We start from the raw sequence: 17,894 nt of genomic DNA, 5'->3' as shown, positions 1-17,894 counted from the left end.
CCCACCGGCCTCACAGCCACCCTTGTTCGACATTCCGGGTTCTTGATCCACGGCGTTCAACAGCGGCCGCTCACCCTCCCGTTCCGCGAGGGTGGCCGCATGAGGCACCCTCCTCCTGGACATGCCTGGATCACGATCTGAAGGAACGACGTCACCACACGGCACCGGCTCATGCGGTGACATTTTGCACTGCGAGCTGCCGGCAGTGTGCACCTCACGTCGGTCAATGTGCCCCCTGGGAGGCAGCAACACCTCTATCCTCCGTTCACGCGATAGGGGTGTGCACGCCGCAGCTGCCGTCCACGCTCCGGGGCCTTGCCCGGCTCGTCCGCCCATCCGGCTGCGGCGAGCCGCCAGCAGCGAGCATGACTTCAGCCGTGCTTTGCCGCGTTCATCCGGTGCCCGTGCCGCGGCCAGGGCCCGGTTAACGGTGCGTTGGGTGAGGGCGAGTTCACCGCCGGGTGGGCGTTTGAGGCCGGTGGTGGCCCAGGGGCTGGCGCCCTGGTAGGCGCGGTCGGCGAGGATCGGACCTCCGAGGCGTTCGCAGATCCGGATAATCTTGTGGGTGCGGGCCGCGGTCAGGTCGTGGTGCGGCTCGGCAGCGCGGGCGAAATCCATAGCACCTCGCCGGCGGGATCGGTGACGACCTGGACGTTCACGCCGTGCCCGCGGTGCTTGGCCGAGTAGCCGGCCCGACTGTCGCCGACGCGGTCGCACTCGGCGAGGGTCCCGTCCGGCAGGACGAACTCCGGGTCGTGCTCGCGCAGCGTCTTGAACAGGCCCGGCGCGCGGTCGGCAAGCAGACTGGTCACTGCGGTGACGTAGGCGTGGGCGGTGCCGACGGATATCCCGAAGCCGGCCGCGATCCGGGGGAGGGTGTCGTGGCGGCGTAGGTACACCAGAGGGACGAGCGCCCGCTGGTGGGGCCGGAGTTTGCACCGTCGGCCACCCTCGCGGGTGACGATGAGCATCGTGACCCACTCGACCAGCCCGTGTGGGAGGTCGAGTGCGGCAGGATAGGGAACCAACAGGGCTCCTGTGCCGGTGGGTTGAGACTTCGAAAACCTCCCTCAACGGCACGGGGGCCTCGTGCGTTGCGGCCCTCACCTCGATCTTACCGCCGTCACCCATCAGTGGCCACGCTGAAAACGCTCACTGCCGCATTTTGCTTGTTTGGCAGTCCTGCGGAGTGGGGTAGACCACTTTTATTGGCTCCGACTAAGCTTTTCCTTTCGACGGCTGGTTCGTCGACAAGCGCCGGGAAGGGCGGTCACGGGCCAGGTGCGACCACGGTGGAGGGCAGCTTGCGGGAAGTTTTTGATCACTTGCTAGGCTTGTCGGAGCGCGATCTTGATCTGCTGATCGCTGAACATCTCTTGGAACATGACCTGGGAAGCCGAGATGATGACGACGAGGAGCGGGTCTTCATCGCACGCAGGTGGTTCGCGTCAATACGCGGGAGGCTGCGCAGCGTTATCTGCGGACATGAGGAGATCCAACGAGCCGCTGAAAACCCGGGGGAGAACGACCAGTTTCTGGTCGCAGCGATCGTGGATGCATTGCTAGCCGCGAGCTTCAAGATTGATATTCCGGTAACTGTCCTTTCCGTGAAAATTGCCCATATGGGCATCCGTAAAATCTGCAGCGCCGACAGCTAAGAGACGGACTACCGCGTGCTGGCAGATGATTTCATCGAATTATACGGGGGGGCCGTCACGCGCGATGACTTTCCTCCTTCACTAAGAGAAAGAATGGCCGAGCTATGTGAATGTGTGCTCAACAAGCATCGCGCATACCTGGCCTTCCTCGACCATAGGGTGGGACTTCGCACACGAGTGGAGATCGTGAATTCTCCGTTCTTCACTTGTCGCGCCAAGGAGTTACGCGAGCGTGAGTACGTACTGGTGATCCCCGTCGGAGTGGTGTGCCGTCTTTACGTGCTGGCTCACCTATTGCTCCGATATTGGGGACGCTCTCACGTGTACATGCCAGTGTGGGCGAACGGTGACTGGCGGCTTCCTCCAGCTCTGGAGCCTCTCTTCGGTAGGGTTCGGATGGACGGCCAGGTATCGTGGTGGACGGATTTGGAGGGCCTGTACGCGCAGGTCCGATCACCGGATTTCGAGTACGACGCGGAGTGCTTGGCCATGCTTGCACTCACTTTCCTCGTTGGCCATGAATCGGCACATGTCTACCGTCGCCACGCGAAGGCACTAGAATTCTTGAGGTCCCGAGGAGAGGTTCGCGGCGAGGTTGAAGAGCGGACTTATCGCCGCTTCGCCGAAACCGATGCCGATCTGATAGGCACTCTCTGGGCGTTGGATTTCCAGTGGCTCGGCTTCCAAGGCGCATCCGAGCAGGTTGTGCCACAGTTGGGATACTTGCGGATGTCGTATGCGGTCACCATGCTTTACGCCTTGCACGACGCGCACCGTAAGGAGATCAAAGCCTACTCCAATGGCGCATACTGCCACCCCGTTATCAGGCGTCAGATGTTCAGCATGGCTAGCCATGACTGGGCGCAGACAAATCCTGAGAATTTTCCAGGATGGCACGAGGTAGAGTTGGAGGGCTGGAATCAATGCAGCTCTGCAATCCACCAACTCAACTTTAGCGTCTTCATGGGTGATTTCGGGAAGCAGCCGGAGGGGACTTCAGGCTATCCCGTTTCGGCTCTGCAATACAACGTGACTGAAGGCCGAATGTGGCAGAGGGCTTACGAAGCAGAGCTCGTACTGTATCGCGCTGTCAGAAAAGTCTACTTGGACCAGGAAGATTTCCTGGTCCCCTTGATACCTCCGATGGCTGATTCCGAACGCGTCGACAAAAGCATGGTCGCTCGTGCCATGGCCTGGGACGATTCCATCCCGCGTACCGCGATGACCATGCTCAAGCGGCACGTACAGCGCCGGGATTCGAACAGGCCGAGGTGAGAAGATGTGGCCTGTGCGGGGCTGCGCGGACCGCCTCCGGGTCAACACCCTTTCACCCCCACCACGGGCTGGAAACGAGGGTTACTCCTCGTCGGTCAAGGCCTTGGCGAACGCGCGTTCGGAGTCGAGCGAACGTAAGAGGGGGCCGTGGAGCCTGCGGGTCACCGCGCCTGGCGCATCGCGCAAAACTCGGCCAGGGTGAGGGCGGCTTTGGTGATGACGTGCGGTTGGGGCTGATGCGGGATCTGCGGCAGATCGTCACGGTGCATGCCTTGCAAGCACGGGGAACCGGCGGCTGGCTGAACGGCGCGCTGGACACCCCCGACAACCACCTTGATCAACCCGTCGACGACCAGAACATCTACCCGGGAATCCAGCGGCCTCATGAGGGCGACGACCCGCCAGCGCCCGAGCCGGGGTTCCACCTCCAGCCCGAGCACTTTCCGTGGTTTCGGCGGGTCCTCGCCCGAACCGCGGCCGGCCGGCCTGACGGCCTTCGCCGGAGATGGCACAGCCACCGCGCAGTAGCTGACCAAGAGGCAGGGACAACGCCACTTCACCAGCCTGATCCACGCCGCCACCGACAGCGTCCAGGACGCATACGTACATCTCCACGGCGTGACTTCGTCGGCACCGATCACGTCTTCCGTCTCAACTCCCCAAACCTTTCAGGACTCATGCTGACCGTGAATCTGGAGGAAGTCCGCCTGGTACCGGTGGGCGAGGGACACCAGCCGCAGCCGACCGGTGCACTGCGCGTCCTTCAGTAGATGAGGGTGTCCCGCGCGCCGGGATCTCGATCGGACGTGCGGACGGCCCCGGCCGCACCAGTCGCAGATCCCGCACCCGGCACCGCCCGGCCCCTCCGAGATGACGTGCGCCGGAGGCGCAGTTCAACTCACGGGGCGCCGTGACCGCCGGTCAAACCCGGGATTGACCAGAGATGATCTTGATCGTCGGGATAAAATCACGCATGGTCTTGGCGCAGCGCGAACGTCCACTGATAGCAGTCGTCGGCAGCGTGGACGGAACACGCGCCTTCAATCCTCCGCTGCGCGCGGTCGGCCAGGCTCGTGCTGCCTGCAGAGAGCTTGGGCGCGAACTGGCTCGGGCGGGATGTGACATCGCAGTCTTCTCCAGTAAACCCACCTACATCGAACATGATGTGGTGCACGGCTACGCCGAAGGGACCGACACTCAGAACCCCGGCAGGGTGGCGGCGTATCCACCGCGCCACCGAGAGATCGCCTTCGCCCTGCCCGAGGGCAGTTCGGTCGCCTTGGACACCTACCGGGACACGAGTGGCGAGTGGGAAGTCTCCTACTACCGGACGCTGTTGAACTGCGACGGGGTTCTTCTGGTGGGCGGCGGGCAGGCCACCCGGGTGGCCGGCATCGTCGCGATGGCGCAAGGCATTCCGGTCCTGCCGGTTGCCGCCTTCGGAGGCGGCGCCGGACAGGTGTGGGTCAACCTCGACAAGGTGCGCAATCATGCGGACGACGAGGACATCGCTCTGCTCGGTCAGGACTGGTCCACGGACAGTGCGGCGCGGCTGACTGCCAGTCTGATGCGGCAGCGAACCCGACGCGCGGAGGCGGCTCGAATCCAGGAGCGCGCTGACCGGTCGTCGGCACGTCGGACCGGCGGCGGGCTGACGGTCGCCGTCCTGTGTGCAGTCACAGCCCTCGCGGCCCTCGTCCTCGCCGACGGACCGGGCCGTGCCGATGCACGCGCTTTGGCGGCCCTGACCGCGGCTCCGCTGCTCGCATCGGTGGCCGGGGCGATAATCCGCAACTCCTTCGAGACGGAGACCGGCTGGGTACGGGCGGGGATCAGGGGCTTGGGGGCGGGCCTGGTGACCGTCCTGCTTTACTTCGCCTCTCAACTCCTGGCGGTACCGGCCCTCTTCGACCAGCTGGACGTACGCAGGCTGCTCTTCTTCGCGATCCCGCTGGGATTCAGCGCGGGCTTCACCTTCGATCTCGTGTACGAGCGGCTGCGTGCGGGGGCGATTGCGACACCGCCGCAAATGCCGGAGCTCACGGCGCCGGGCGCCGCCGGTCCGCCGACCGCTCCGGGCACACCTCCCCACTCACCTCCGGGCACGCCCTAGGGGTGGCTTGCCGCCCGGTACGGTGTACCGCAGAGGCCACGACGGAGTCGAGGCAGGAGGGAGGTCGTAGGGAGATGGAGCCGATCCTCATCCAGCCGGCCCTGCTGATCCGCATTGCCGCCGACACGTCGCGGAACTCACTCTGGCGATGGTTGCAGCGGCTTGTCCGACGTCCGACCACCGGTGAATCCGCAGAGCCTGAACTGGCCGCCTTCGAGGAGTCACCGGCCGATCCACGACTGGCGCGGGAGCTGATCGGGGCACTGGTCCGACGGGCCGCCCAGGAACCCGAGTTCGGCGCCGACCTGGAGAGGTGGGGCGAGGTGGCAGAGGACGAGGGCGGCCGGGTCGGCAGCGTGACCAACACGATCTCGGGCGGGACGTTCCAGGGATCGGTGATCCAGGGCCGGGACTTCCACGGGGTGAACATCTTCAATGCCTCACCTGCGGCGGGCCCGAGCAACGGGGATCAGTAGGTCGGCAAAGGCGGTCCGGGCTGCCGGGCAAGCCGGGCCAACCGGGCCGCCTCACGGAGGATCTGCTCCGACTCCGAGCGGCGACCCGCACGACGCAGCGCGCTGCCAAGGTTGTAGAGGGCCTGGCATCGACCGCTGATGTCGCCCAGCTCGGCGAAGGCCTCCGCGCTCGCGCGCAGCTGACGCAGCGCCTCCTCGACGCTGCCCACGAACTCCAGCGCGAGGCCCAGATTGCCGACCGTGTGTGCCCAGGCCCCGCGGTCGCCGAGCTCCTGCAGCAGTTCGGCTGCGGTCCTCAGCGCCGCCACGGCACCCTCGTATTCCCGCTCCTCCACGAGCGCGCTGCCCAGGTTGTTGAACCCCTGTGCCTGGCCCCGCCGGTCACCGACCGCAGCGTACTCCACGAGGTTCGCCCGGAAGGTCGCCGCGGCGAGTCCCGGCTGTCCGCCCTCCCATTGCGCCAGTCCCAGGTTGTCTCGAGTTCGCAGCAGGCCGGCGGTGTCGTCCGCCTCCCGGGACAGGGCGATCGCCTCCGACAACCGATCAACGGCCTCGGCATGACGCCCGAGCCGGCGCAGCGCGTTGCCCGCATTGTTGAGCGCCTGCGCCTCACTGGAACGATCGCCCAGCTCTCGGTAGATGCGCCGAGACCGCAGCAGATGGTCCAGGGCCTCCTCGAACCGGCCCGCCTCGAAGAGCGCGAGGCCGAGGTTGTTCAGTGCCTGCGCCTCACTGCGCCGGTCCCCGAGTTCTGCGTGGATGCGGCTGGCCAGGAGCAGGGCGTCAACGGCGTCCGGCACGTGGTCGGCCTCCAAGAAGGCCGCCCCCAGGTTGTTGAGCGCCTGTGCCTCGCCGTGCCGGTCGCCCAGCTCGGCGAAGAGCGTGACGGCTTCGGTCAGACACTCGACTGCCTCCACTGTGCGGTGCACCTGCCGCAGCACGTTGCCGAGGTTGTTGCGCACCTGGGCCTGGCCGTGGCGTGCTCCGGCCTGTGCGTAAAGGTCCACGGCACGCTCCAGCACCGCAATGGCATCGGCCGGCCGGCCGACGGACCGCAGTGCACCGGCAAGGTTGGCGAGCTGTCGGGCCGCCTCCCGGGGCCGGTCCGCCAACGGCATCAGGCCGAGCGCCTGCTCGAAGGAGTCGAGGGCCTCGGTGGCCCGTCCGGCCCGCAGCAGCGCCGTACCGAGGTTGTCGAGAACCTCCGCGCGCTCCGGGTCGTACCCCAAAACGGTGTAGCGCTCGACGGCCGACGCCAGCACGGCGGTCGCTTCCTCGGTCCGGCCGGCCTCCAGGAGGGCAGCTCCAAGGTTGTTGAGCGCAAGGGCGTCCGCCGGTGCATCTCCCAGTTCGCGGTAGACGTCATGAGCCCGTTCGAAGCACGCGACGGCTTCGTCGAACCGTCTCAGATGGGTAAGCGCCGCCCCCTGGTTGGTAAGTGCCGTCGCCAGCAGGGCCTCGTCGGACCGCGCTTCGGCGGCCTCGAACACCCGGTCGTTGATACGGAGCAGATCCCCGAAGAACCTTTCCTCGGTGAGGAAATCGACCAGTGCGAGGGCCAGGTCGACGGCGGTGTCCACCGAGCCGCTGTCGATCACCGCCAGCAGGTTGAGGCGCTCCTCCGCCAGCCATTGCACGGCGCTCTCCCGGTCCGGGAAGCGCCGGTTTCCCTTGCGTAGCGCGGCCTGCGCGGCCCGCGTGCGTGAGAGGTAGGAGGCAGTGAGCCGAGAGGTCGCGGCGGCCTGCTCCATCGGCATCCCTTCGGCGGCGCGCTCTCTGGCATACAGCCTGATCAGGTCGTGCATGCGCCAGCGTTCCCCTGCCGCATACTCCAGCAAGTGGGCGTCGGCCAGCGCCGCCAGCAACCGCCGGGCCTCGCCCGAAGGAACGTCGAGCAGGCGGGCCGCCGACGGTGTGGCGACGTCGGATCCCGGGGCGATCGCCAGGTACTGGAGCGCCCGCGCCTCGGGCGCCGCAAGACGCAGGTAGGACAGCTCCAGTGCGGCGCGTACCGACCGGTCACCACCGTCGTGGACTTCGAGGCTCCTGAGCCGGTCCCGGGAATCTGCCAGTTCCACCGCCACCTCGGTGAGCCCGACAGCGGGATGCCCGGCCAGCCGGGCGGCCAACAGGGTCAGCGCGAGCGGGAGGAAACCACAGAGCTCGGCAAGCCGAAGCGCCTCGGCGGGTTGGTCCCGTACCCGGTGGTCCGGTCCGCTCTGCTGCAGCGCCGCGTCCAGCATGGCCACGGCCGCCTCCGGAGCGGGCAGCACCAGATCGAAGAGCTCCGCCGTACCCGCGGCGCTGCGTGAACGCGTGGTGACGAGGACTCCGACACCCGGCACGCCGGGAAGCAGCGGCTGGACCTGGCTCCACGAAGTCGCGTCGTCCAGCACGATGAGGATGGGCAGGCCGGCGTCGGCCAGGTCGGCCAGAAGCACCCGGTACAGCTCGGCCTGTCCCGCGGCCTCGACCGGGATCTCCGCCGGTGGGGCACCGAGGGTGCGCAGCAGCAGGTTCATCACCCGCTCCGGGGAGTACAGGTCCTGTCCGGCGGTGTTCCCGTTCAGGCTGGCGAAGACGACTCCGCCCGGATAGAGCCCGCTATCCCTGGCATGGTGCGCCACCCTCAGGGCTAGTGCCGTCTTGCCCACACCAGGCAGACCCGTCACCGCGACCACGGGCGCCTGCCGCCGGCTGACGGCCGGGGCGAGGGCGGTCAGCAGCGCTTCGGTCTCGGCGTTCCGCCCGGTGAACAGGCCGGGGCTCGGCAGCGGGGCGGCGAGCGGGCCACGCTTGCGTGCGGTCAGCCAGAGCGGCTCCCGCCGTTCGGCCGACGAGCGGTCCAAACCCGCGAGGTACTGGGCGATCCGGCCGTGCCGGTGACGCCGCAGGGCCTCGGAGATCCGCGGATCGGTCGGTGGCAACCGCTCTGCCAGGGTGTTCAGCTCACCTTCGGTGAACACGGCCGGCAATCGTACGGTGATCGCACGGGCGAGCAGGCTCCGGGCCTGGTGGCCCAGGCCGACGGGGTCCGTCCCGGCAGTAGCCAGCAGCAGCACGTCCCCCGTGGCCGGGTCCCCGAGGAGCTCGGTGAGGGACCGGGCCAGCTCGTCGCCGGACTCCCCCGCCAGCCGAGTGTCGAGGTCGTCCAACCACAGGACGGCGGGCGAGGCCAGCGGGTCCTCACGCAGCATGGCCGCGAGGTCCCCCGCCGAGATTCCCCGGGGCGGGCAGAGCACCCATCGCGCGAACAGCCTGTCGGTCATCCCTTCCCACAGAGTGCGGGTGCGACCGCTCACGGGCGCGCCGGTGAGCAGGACGAATCGGTCGCCTTCCCGCGAGAGGGCCGTGGTCATGGCCGTGGCCAGTTCCTCATCCGCCCGCCGGGAAAGGTACGGCGGAAGCGCGGACAAACTGCGGGTGCCGTGCTCTGCCGGGGTGGCGGCGGCCGGCAACGGCCGCACGCCGTACTGGATGGCGCGGAAGTCGGTCAGCTGAGACACCCGCGCCCGGGTCAGGCGGCCCGCCGCGGCATAGGCCTCCGGAAGCCCGTACTCCCACCCAGCGGAATCGTGTGGCGCGCCGAGTGAGTAGACGACGCCCGCCTCGGTGCGCAGAAATACGGGCACCTTCCGGACCGACACCGATACCGTCGCTCCCCGGCGCAGCGTGATCCGTGCTGCTCCCTCCCACCAGATGGGGTTCTCCGACACGTCGAGCACCAGGGTGGGGCCGTCGGGCACCTTGATGGCGGTGGCGGGCCAGGCGGCATCCCCCACCGTGATGTGGCTGCCATCGTGGCGGACCGCCAGTACGAACGTCTCGGCCTCAGGCGATCGGCCGCGGTCCGGCGGCGCCATGGCGCGGCTCCCCGCACCCCTGCCCGTACCCGGGCCAGCGCCGACGTCGAGGATCCGGGCCAGTCGGGTGGTGTTGTGGCTGCTCCGCACCCGTTCGGGCAGCCGCCGCCCCGCCCCCGTGAACCAGCGGCGCAGTCCCTCGTGTCGGGCCGGATTCTCCATCGCGGCGCGCAGGACGGGTTCCATCAGTTCGTCCACGGTGTGTCCGACGAGGTCCCCGAGCCCGGCATCGGCGAGCACGGCTGCCCAGGTGACGCGCTCCTCGAGGGCCAGAACGGGGGATAGGCCCCGATGCACCGCCGCGACCAGATCGCCGATCTGTCGCAGTGGATCCTCCGGCCCGCCCCGGGACAGCTTCGCGCTGAGCCGTTCGCGGAGCGGTGTCAGCAGGGTGGGCAGCAGCGCCATGTAAGCGCCGCTGTTGCGAACCGACCACGGCCCGTACCAGACGTCGGATTCCGAGGCCACGTCCAGTGTCGGCTCCGTCCGTACCCGGACGATGCGCAGGAGTTCCGGTTCGATCCGGACCGCGGTGCTCAGCGCCACGGCCAGCCTCAGGGCCTGCGGCGGGAGGTCCTCCGGCTCCGGTGCGCGGGCGGGCAGGCCCGGCAGTCGAGGGCTGCCCGCCGTCATGACACCCTCGATTCTGCCTGCACGGTGGTGGTGGAACGGTCCCAGCTCAGAACAGGCATGAGCGAGGCGAGCCGACCCGGTAAGCGATCCGGAGGCAATGGAACCAACGCCGCAGGGAGGCAACCGCTGCGCCGCAGGAGGGCGGTGAGATCCTGCCACTCCTGCCACAGCGTGGGCGGGGGCTCGGTCCCGGGCAGGTGACAGCCGAAGCTACTCAGAACCAGGACCCGGGTACCGGCGGCCGGCGGCCGGTACGGCCGCCAAGTCCAGCCGGCCCCCGAGCCGGCGTGGTGAAGTGGTGACTCGGCGAAGTAGAGGACGTCGGTGGCATGCCTCCCGACGATCGCCGTGATGCGGTTGACCAATTCCGCCTGATCGCGTGCAAAGAGCTCCATGCCGGGGCCGAGATCGACCAGCACCTGGGTCCCGAAGCGCAGGGTCCGCACGGGCAGTCGGGGAAGTTCCTCCAGCGGGCGGCCGGTGGCGATCTCTTCAAGCAGCCGGTGGGTATCGACCGCCCCCTCGGGCACGGTCCGCGACAGCACGGTCTGCAAGGTGGCCGTCTCGGAGTTGGGGGGCAGCAACGGGTGGTGCGGCAGCTCGGCTTCCGCCGGACCCTCGACCCGTTCCGCGAGCGCCGGAAACCTCCACGCGGGCGAGCTGCCAGCGGCCTCGCTCAGCGGAGTGAGCATGGTCAGGTGTACGGGTTGGTCGGCGGCCGGCAGGGCCGCGAGGTCCGCCCGGGCGTGCGGGGCTGGACCGGCTGCCAGCTGCCAGGCCGGCTGTGGAGGGGGCCCTGGCATGGCACCCCGGTCCCCCGTCGAGTCCGGTGTGGGTGCCTCGTGTTGCTGCTGTGCTGGCTTCGGCTCCGATGCCAGGCCCCGTAGCCCGAGCAAAGCGGCGATGCGCGGCACGCGTTCGCGGTCGCCCGGATCCACGCCGAACCCCGCCAGCGCGCGGGCCAGGTCGCCGACCCAGATCTCGGAGTGCGCGCCCGCGACTGGCACCCGTGTTCCGGCTGCTCCGCCGTCACTCACGCGGGGTCACTCCTTCAGCTGCTGCGGTTTGACCAGGGTGAGACCCCGCAGGGCTTGCCACCGCTCGTCGCCCACCGTGATGCCCAGGGACTGGCAGGCCCAAAGGGCATCCAGGTATTCCGCCGTACTGGGGCGTCGCACTCCATCCCGCGAGGCCGCCTGTCGTACCTCCTGCAGTTCCTCGGCCAGGGCTGCGGCGAGCGCCAGATCGGCCGCGGTCACCTCCGGCAGCCGGGCCGTCAGATGCCGGTGGGCGATCCGGACCAGCTCCTCTACGTCCTCCGGGGGCTGCAGCCGGGCGATGACGCAACGGCGGAGGAACGCCTGGGGCAGCTCCCTCTCCTCGTTGGTGGTGATGACGATCAGGTGCCGGGAGAACGGCGCGTCGGAAGATTCTCGGGCGGGTTCCACCCACACCTCGGTCCCCGTCTCGGCGACCACGAACCCGTTCGAGGCCAGGGGTACGAGAAGACCGTTCGGCACATCGGGGTCGGCCTTGTCGATCTCGTCGATCAATACGACGGCATGATCCGGGGAACGTCCTTCGTCGGCCCCGAGCGTCCGGCGAGGTCCCCCCGGCCGAGGGTGGCCCGGGCCGGTGCGGGACCGATCGGACCGGCTGACGAACCGCGCGGCCGACCGGGGAGCAAACGCCCACCACAACGGTCCCGGCTGGACGTACATGTCTTCGCTGTGCTGGGGTGCCCGACCGCGCCCGGGACGACGGTCTGCCTGGGCGTCCGCAAGTCGTCGCACGGCATCAAAGGTCCACAGCAGGTCTCGCGCCCGGGTCTGGGAGGTCACCACGTGCTCGTAGTAGCGCCAGCCGCGCTCCCTGGCGACCCACGGTGCGAGGGAAGACTTGCCCGAACCCGGCTCGCCCCGCAGTAGCAGCGGGCGGCCGGTCGCCAGTGCCACCTTGACCGCCAGCGAAAGGTCGGAAGGCATGACGTAGATCAGCCCGTCACGGCGGTCCGGCATGTCGGTGGAATCGGCTGCCTGCGGGAACATCAAATCACCTCGGACGACGAGAGGATGCCGGAACCCTGGACGACCGCGTCCAGACGCTTCATGAGCCGGTAGGCGGCCGTCTCGGCCTCCATGGTGATCGGTGGAACGACGACGACCGTGTCCGAGAGTCCATCCAGCCCGCTCAAACCGTCGCACCCGTCTCCGGACCCGGGTTCGATGCCACCAGTCAGCACGACCACCACGAGCCAGGGGAAGTCTCGTCGAAGAGAGGCGGCCACCACGGATACGTCGTTGGGGGTGTGGTCGGCAGCACTCAGCACCAGATAGTTGAGCGTCCCGTCATTCGGCCGGACGGTCCGGGAGTCTAGCGGCATCCGTGGCGGGACGCGGAAGATCTGGCGCAGCGCGGCTCGGCAGGAGGCCTCGAGCTCCTCCGCCGACGAGGAGTCGTCCTCGGGCAAGCCGCGTTCCAACGCTCCGAGGCTGTACGTGTCGGGGGCATTGGACAGGGCACGACGGACGTACTGTTCTGCGGTCCACTCCTGGAAGGCGTTGAACACGAGCACAGGGGAGCATGCGCCGGAATCCGCCGACTTGGTGGCTGCCCCGTCGGGCAGGAAGCATCGGGCGGCTTCCTGGTCGACCCAGCTCGGCATGACCTCCGCGGACAGCTGCCGCAGCTGGTCCGCCCCGAGCGCGGGCTTCAGCCATTCCACCGCTGACGGGAGCTTTTCGGAGACACCGCCGCTCAACATGCGATGCGAAAGGTAGAGTTCGGCGCCGATCCGGGCTTTGACATGCACCAACTCGTCCTCGCAGAGACCCAGTCGACGGGCGGCGTCGACCAGGCTGTCAGGGCTGCGGCGCCGGGCGGACTCCAGATATCGGGCAACACGTCTGGCCCAGTCGCGAGCGCCCTGATCCCCCGCCCTCGAGCCCAGGGGCGAGAATTCCGCCATGATGCGATCGGCAACGTCGAGAGCACTCGCCTGCGAGGACAGCGTGTCGCCCCAGGGAGGTTGTTTGGCGGCCTGGAGCGACAACAAGGCGTCGAAACCCTGCCTGCGGGCCTCGGCCGTGGTCACGTCACCGACCAGCCCCGGGAGGACGGCGGCGAGTCCGCCGACCTTGAAGCGGCCGACCAAGACCTCGGCCTCGCGCCTCACCCACCGGGGAGCTGCCACGGTTTCCGGTCCGAGCAGAACGATCGCCGCATCGCACTGGTACATCTCGCGGTACAGCACATCGTGCCATTCGTCGCCTGCCCGCAGCTTCTCCGCGTCCACGAATACCTCGTAGCCGCTCGCGACCAGGCGCGGCACGATGTTGTCCAGTACGGCCCGCACACACGCGTCCTTGCCCGCCCCGTGGCTGATGAAGATCCGTGGGGTCATATCGCCCCGGCCGGAGCGCCGTACAGTGTCGGACCGGCTCTTCCTCTGAGAGTCACACAACCGATTGTGCTGCAGGCACCGCATGGCGGGGGCCAGATCCCGAGAAACGGCAGGCCACTGGCGGCCTCTGCACCATCGGCCTACCGCAGCCAGTGCTCCCCGCGTGCGACAACCACGGCTCCACTCGGCGGAACGCCAGAACGGTGGGGTGGCACGGCGAGCCCCGTGACACCTCACCGTCCGCCGAAAGGTATGCCCGAAGCGCCCGTACCAGGGGGCACGTAGGGCTTGAGATACACCTCGCGGGCGAGGGCCGTCTGCCGTGCCTATAGCCGGTCCGATCGGTGACGGGTTCACCGTCGGGCAAGGAGCGAGCCGAGCGCAAGGTCTCCTCAAGGGAGAGGCAGCTGACGCGGCTCGGCGCACCGGTCCCGTACGGTCCGCGACTGGCTGGCCGATCACGCCGACAGGAGGGGCCGTATGACGAATAGCCGAATGGAGTGAAAACCGCGTAAGTAACTTACCGGCCTTTTCGGCACGTGCAACGGTCACGGCATGAGGAACATCGCGACACTCATGACACCCATCGCCGTAGCGACGTTACTCCTCGCGGGCTTCGCCACGCCCGCCCACGCGGGCCCTTACTGGGAGAAGACCATCAAGTGCAATGCGACCGATCCGGACGGCCGGAAGATCCCCACGCGCGTCGGCAACGGCGAACTGGGTTGGAACCACTTCACCGGTGCACACAACATCAGAAGGTGCGCGCTGGTCAACATCCCGCTCCAAGGCAACGTCGACAGGTTGGACGGTGCCAACATCCAGTACTGGGGGTGGGCCTCCAACCGGGCGCACGGACGCGTGAAGCTCATCGTCAAGGTGCGGTACGCGCGCAAGACGGTGGACAAGAGGTACGACGCGGGGCCCGGGAACGTGATCGGTGTGATCACCGCGTACTGCAACGGTATGCCGAAGTGCCCGAACTGGGTGAATGAGTGATTCGGTGAGCGAAGACGAGCACGAGATCGAAGACCTTCAGGTGGAAGTGGCCGGCCTTCTGCTGGACTACGTCTACGCACCTCTGCTGGAGGACCAGCACGTACGGGGAGTCCTGCCCGCTCCGTCCGGGGCCCCGGCCGTTCGGGTCGCCCTCGGCGACCGGGGCGAATGCGATCCCGCCCGCCTGACGGCGTACGAGATCCCCCTCGGTTCCGGTGAGGAATTGCGCACCGCGCACGACGTCGTCGCCCTGCTCCGTGCGGTGCACACCGGAACACACGTCTACCCCTCGGACAGGGTCACGTCCGTCATGGGAATGGACCTCTACCTCGTCGACCCGGCCCAGGTGAAGGAAGCGCCCTTCACCACGGACGACTGGGCTGCCACCCTCCTGCGATGTCTGGCCCGTCCGTCCGAGGAACGGCCCTCAGCAAGGCTGCGCGGATTCCTGTTCCGGGGAGGAGGTCTTCTGCGCCTCTACATGGACAGCGACGAGGCATCCGGCGTGATCGCCGCCGATGTCCAGCCGGGCGGTGCACTGACCGCCCTCCTCGCCGCACTTCCCTCATTGCTCGGCGAGGAGTGGCGGACAACTGATGGCGCGGACGACCCGCACTGCCGGTACCTGGTGGATCTCACCCACTGGTGATCAGTTCGCTCCGTGATGCCGGCTCGCCCAACGGCGGAACGTCTGTCACCACCGTGACGAACAGACCTCACGGCGCGGTGAACCAGCAGATGTCACCGGAGTCGGGCAACCGGGAATGCGCGTCGACCTCCGCCGCGATTCGCGCCAGAGCCCCGGCCCCGTCCGAATTCCATGGCAGGAAGGGGTCCTGTGCCGACTCCGTCAGGTCTCCCGGTCGCGCCCCGGCGTCGTACAGATCGGCGACGATCCGCAGGAGCAGTCCCATCTGTTCCTCGAACGTGGCGCCCCGTCCGAGCAAGCTCCCCACGGCTCCGCTGACGACCGAGAAACCGAGCCAGTCGTCGTGTGCGTACTGACTGAGATATTCCAGCTCTCGGCGGTACGCCTCTTCACTCACCAAGGTTCAGGTCCCGTGCTGTGGGATGCGGAATCGTTTCATGTCCGGGCCTCCCACGTCGTTTTAGTGCATGCTCGCTCCGCCGGACTTGCTGAACGGACGATAGGTCACGGTCGATCCTCCTGCCGTGGCTGCCGACGGCGGTCCCGCGTGCGGAATCATGCCGGACCTGGTCATCGGGGTCGAGGCACTTCAGTCCCAGCGGGCGTGAGCCGCGCAGCTCTTGGCGAGGCCATCGTGCAGGCCTCGGCCGGGGACTCGCCCGGCCGTCACACCCGGGCTCAGGCCCAGGCGCTGAAGGACGTGGTCGTCGCCCCGGGATCCGGCGAGCCGGCCGAACTTGCCCTGGACCCCGCACTGCGTCTCCCTCACGGCGGGCTGGCTCCAGAACGTGAAGGACGTCTCCGAGGAGACGCGCTTCGACCGGCTGCGCACACAGGGTCGCATGACAGCTGCTCTCCGGGCGCGTGGCTGCGCGTTCTTCGGCAGATGGGGGTGTGCCGCGCGCGGGGCCCGATCGGACATGCCGGGCGGCCCCGGCCGCACTTGTCGCAGATCTCGTACCCGGCACCGCCCGGCCCGTCCGAAATGACGACCGTCTCGCCTCGGGCGCCCGCGGTCCACGTCGTGGTGTGTCCGGAGGTGAAGACGGTGGTCCCCTGGTGGGCGTCTCGTAGGGTGCGAACGCGACCGTGGTCTGGGATGCCTCGGCGGGCCCGTCGGTACGGACGGTCAGCCGCGCCGGCGCCGGCCCGCCGTACGGGGCGGGCAAGCACCACTCCGCCGAGGGCACGGCTTCGACGCCTTCTGCCGGAAAGGCGATGAGACGGTGCCGGGACCGCTGGACCCGCTCCGCTGTCGGTGCCCGTCGTTGTTCAGCTCTTGCGGGTCAACGGTTGCCCGGCGAAGCGCACCCCTGCCAGGCCATGGGCCATGAGGTTGCGGATGTTGCTGTGATCAGTGTCGTTCGGCGTTGCCAGCACGCTGCGGTAGTGCTCGCCGAACGCCAGCAGCGTTTCCTGGTCGCTCAGTCCTTCCAGCAGGGCCAGTGCCAGCGTTTTGCAGGAGCCCTCGTTCTCACCTGAGGCGTTTTCCAGTCCGCCGTTGCGGAACGCCTGCGGCTGGTATTCGTAATGCGCGGTGATGAAGGTCAGGGTGGCGGCGAACTGGTGCTCGCCTGACGCGAGGCTTGCCCGTAGCGAGTTCAGATCAGTCATGTCGGTTCCCTTGTGTTGGACAGACGATCTGAGTGCCGTCCGTGACCGGGGGGACCATACCCCCTTGAGGCCAGCCGGTAGCAATCGGGCCACATGTCGGAACGAGCAGCGTTTCCGCAGGTCACGAGGTTCGGAATGTGCGTACGTGGAAGCCGTGGCCGTGGCGGCGTCGGCCGCGTACTACGGCGACATCACCCACGCCGCGACGCCGTCCTCGGTCTGCCGCGGGTTGGCGAACGGCAAGCAACTGTCTTGCAGGCATGGCCGTCTCGTCCTGTCCTGGCCTATGGAAACTGGGACTTACCGGAAGCACACCACCCTGTAGGGTGATCATTAAGGACGGGACCGCACGTGCACGTTGACCATGGTGACACCGCGCATCCTTTTCTCGGCTTACGACCTCAGACCAGCTCTGGAACCTGTGGACCTCACGGCATGGCACCGATTCCAACGGGCTGACGGCTCGTTCGGTACCCGTCCCGGGCTTCGACGCTGGCGGTGGACCTCGGTCGCCTGCTCAACGCGTCGCGCGAACCTCGTGCGTTGACGGAACCTACTTGCTCTGGGGGACTTGTGAGGATTCTCAAGGCTGCTCTGTCAGCCGCCACGGTGGCCGTACTCGCTGCCGGGCTGGCCGTATCGTCCGCATCCGCTGCTTCCGCCGCCTCAACCGAGTACGACGTCGTCAACCGGGGCAGCGGCAAGTGCCTCGCCGTTGACTGGGCGGCTGAGTACCACGTTCTCGGTATCCAGTGGGGCTGCAACGGCAACCCGGACCAGAGGTGGACCACGGAGGCCAAGGGCAACAGTGTCTGGGGCACTTTCTACGAGATCAAGAACGGTGACGGCCAGTGCCTCGGCACCATGGGGGGCGGCACCAGCAACGGCACGGACATCGTTGCGTGGGACTGCAACGGAGCCAACGACCAGAGGTGGTTCGTCGACCCCGTCGTGAACTCGCCGGAGTACCGGACGATTCGCAATCTGGCGGCCAGGTTCGCCGGTTCCAACAAGTGCCTCGGCATCTACAAGGAGGCCACCCATGACGGCGCGTCGGCCACGCTGTGGGACTGCAACAGCCGCTGGGATCAGCAGTGGCAGCTTCAGCCTTAACTACAATGCCGTTGACTTTGGGGTGATTTGGCGGTTCAACGGATACCAGGGGGTGGTGTCCGATGAGCGCTCGGTTGGTGGACCGGATCGGGCTGGGG

General features: G+C 67.8%; 15 protein-coding genes and 1 pseudogene. 7 read left to right on the top strand and 9 right to left on the bottom strand.

The window, feature by feature from the left end; all coding sequences use genetic code 11:
* Positions 1-333: 333 nt before the first annotated feature.
* A pseudogene (locus ACIQK6_RS33465) lies at positions 334-1,028 on the bottom strand (transposase family protein); the annotation flags it as partial.
* Positions 1,029-1,292: 264 nt separating this feature from the next.
* Between ACIQK6_RS33465 and ACIQK6_RS33460 the strand changes: the two are divergent.
* Positions 1,293-1,658: a hypothetical protein gene (locus tag ACIQK6_RS33460; RefSeq protein ID WP_329096994.1), complete on the top strand. Its 366-nt coding sequence runs from the start codon at positions 1,293-1,295 to the stop codon at positions 1,656-1,658.
* Between the two features lie 396 nt (positions 1,659-2,054).
* Complete coding sequence (locus tag ACIQK6_RS33455) at positions 2,055-2,933, top strand: hypothetical protein (protein ID WP_402696361.1); 879 nt, start codon at positions 2,055-2,057, stop codon at positions 2,931-2,933.
* A gap of 161 nt (positions 2,934-3,094) precedes the next feature.
* Here the strand turns inward: ACIQK6_RS33455 and ACIQK6_RS33450 are convergent, their stop codons facing one another.
* Positions 3,095-3,574 (bottom strand): hypothetical protein, encoded by a 480-nt coding sequence (locus tag ACIQK6_RS33450; protein WP_329096998.1) that lies wholly within the window; start codon positions 3,572-3,574, stop codon positions 3,095-3,097.
* A 302-nt stretch (positions 3,575-3,876) separates the two neighbouring features.
* Here ACIQK6_RS33450 and ACIQK6_RS33445 point away from each other — a divergent pair, with 302 nt between their 5' ends.
* The gene (locus ACIQK6_RS33445) at positions 3,877-5,046 is read left to right on the top strand and encodes a hypothetical protein (RefSeq protein WP_329096999.1); all 1,170 of its coding nucleotides are present in this window, start codon (positions 3,877-3,879) and stop codon (positions 5,044-5,046) included.
* A gap of 74 nt (positions 5,047-5,120) precedes the next feature.
* A complete protein-coding gene (locus ACIQK6_RS33440; protein WP_329097000.1) occupies positions 5,121-5,522 on the top strand; it encodes a hypothetical protein in 402 nt (133 codons plus the stop codon).
* Here the strand turns inward: ACIQK6_RS33440 and ACIQK6_RS33435 are convergent.
* Genes ACIQK6_RS33435 through ACIQK6_RS33420 form a run of 4 tightly spaced genes read right to left on the bottom strand, consistent with a single transcriptional unit; the run spans position 5,516 to position 13,421 of the window.
* Positions 5,516-10,018, bottom strand: a complete 4,503-nt coding sequence (locus ACIQK6_RS33435; RefSeq protein ID WP_329097003.1) for a tetratricopeptide repeat protein — start codon at positions 10,016-10,018, stop codon at positions 5,516-5,518. The genes ACIQK6_RS33440 and ACIQK6_RS33435 overlap by 7 nt on opposite strands.
* Complete coding sequence (locus ACIQK6_RS33430; protein ID WP_329097005.1) at positions 10,015-11,055, bottom strand: hypothetical protein; 1,041 nt, start codon at positions 11,053-11,055, stop codon at positions 10,015-10,017. The genes ACIQK6_RS33435 and ACIQK6_RS33430 overlap by 4 nt, the downstream gene beginning before the upstream one ends.
* Positions 11,056-11,061: 6 nt before the next feature.
* On the bottom strand, positions 11,062-12,066 hold the full coding sequence (locus tag ACIQK6_RS33425; protein ID WP_329097007.1) for a MoxR family ATPase: 1,005 nt from the start codon (positions 12,064-12,066) through the stop codon (positions 11,062-11,064).
* Positions 12,066-13,421 carry a toll/interleukin-1 receptor domain-containing protein gene (locus tag ACIQK6_RS33420; RefSeq protein ID WP_402696359.1) on the bottom strand — a complete coding sequence of 452 codons (1,356 nt, stop codon included), beginning with the start codon at positions 13,419-13,421 and terminating at the stop codon, positions 12,066-12,068. Before ACIQK6_RS33420 ends, ACIQK6_RS33425 begins: the two co-directional genes overlap by 1 nt.
* A 555-nt stretch (positions 13,422-13,976) precedes the next feature.
* On the opposite strand from ACIQK6_RS33420, the gene ACIQK6_RS33415 reads away from it, so the two are divergent.
* Both ACIQK6_RS33415 and ACIQK6_RS33410 read left to right on the top strand, forming a co-directional pair.
* Positions 13,977-14,420 carry a hypothetical protein gene (locus tag ACIQK6_RS33415; RefSeq protein WP_329097011.1) on the top strand — a complete coding sequence of 148 codons (444 nt, stop codon included), beginning with the start codon at positions 13,977-13,979 and terminating at the stop codon, positions 14,418-14,420.
* A 4-nt stretch (positions 14,421-14,424) separates the two neighbouring features.
* On the top strand, positions 14,425-15,069 hold the full coding sequence (locus ACIQK6_RS33410; RefSeq protein ID WP_402696358.1) for a hypothetical protein: 645 nt from the start codon (positions 14,425-14,427) through the stop codon (positions 15,067-15,069).
* 67 nt (positions 15,070-15,136) lie between these two features.
* Here the strand turns inward: ACIQK6_RS33410 and ACIQK6_RS33405 are convergent, their stop codons facing one another.
* The 3 genes from ACIQK6_RS33405 to ACIQK6_RS33395 all read right to left on the bottom strand — a co-directional run bounded on the left by ACIQK6_RS33405 (position 15,137) and on the right by ACIQK6_RS33395 (position 16,683).
* Positions 15,137-15,466 carry a hypothetical protein gene (locus tag ACIQK6_RS33405; RefSeq protein WP_402696357.1) on the bottom strand — a complete coding sequence of 110 codons (330 nt, stop codon included), beginning with the start codon at positions 15,464-15,466 and terminating at the stop codon, positions 15,137-15,139.
* Between the two features lie 192 nt (positions 15,467-15,658).
* Positions 15,659-15,838: a hypothetical protein gene (locus ACIQK6_RS33400; RefSeq protein WP_329097017.1), complete on the bottom strand. Its 180-nt coding sequence runs from the start codon at positions 15,836-15,838 to the stop codon at positions 15,659-15,661.
* Between the two features lie 503 nt (positions 15,839-16,341).
* Positions 16,342-16,683, bottom strand: coding sequence for a HopJ type III effector protein (locus tag ACIQK6_RS33395; protein ID WP_329097019.1), 342 nt, complete (start codon positions 16,681-16,683; stop codon positions 16,342-16,344).
* A 573-nt stretch (positions 16,684-17,256) separates the two neighbouring features.
* Between ACIQK6_RS33395 and ACIQK6_RS33390 the strand changes: the two genes are divergently transcribed.
* Positions 17,257-17,796 carry an RICIN domain-containing protein gene (locus tag ACIQK6_RS33390; protein ID WP_402696356.1) on the top strand — a complete coding sequence of 180 codons (540 nt, stop codon included), beginning with the start codon at positions 17,257-17,259 and terminating at the stop codon, positions 17,794-17,796.
* Positions 17,797-17,894: the final 98 nt, after the last annotated feature.

It is taken from the genome of Streptomyces sp. NPDC091682, assembly GCF_044756625.1.
Lineage (GTDB): Bacteria > Actinomycetota > Actinomycetes > Streptomycetales > Streptomycetaceae > Streptomyces.
This window is presented reverse-complemented; position numbering and strand designations above follow the sequence as displayed.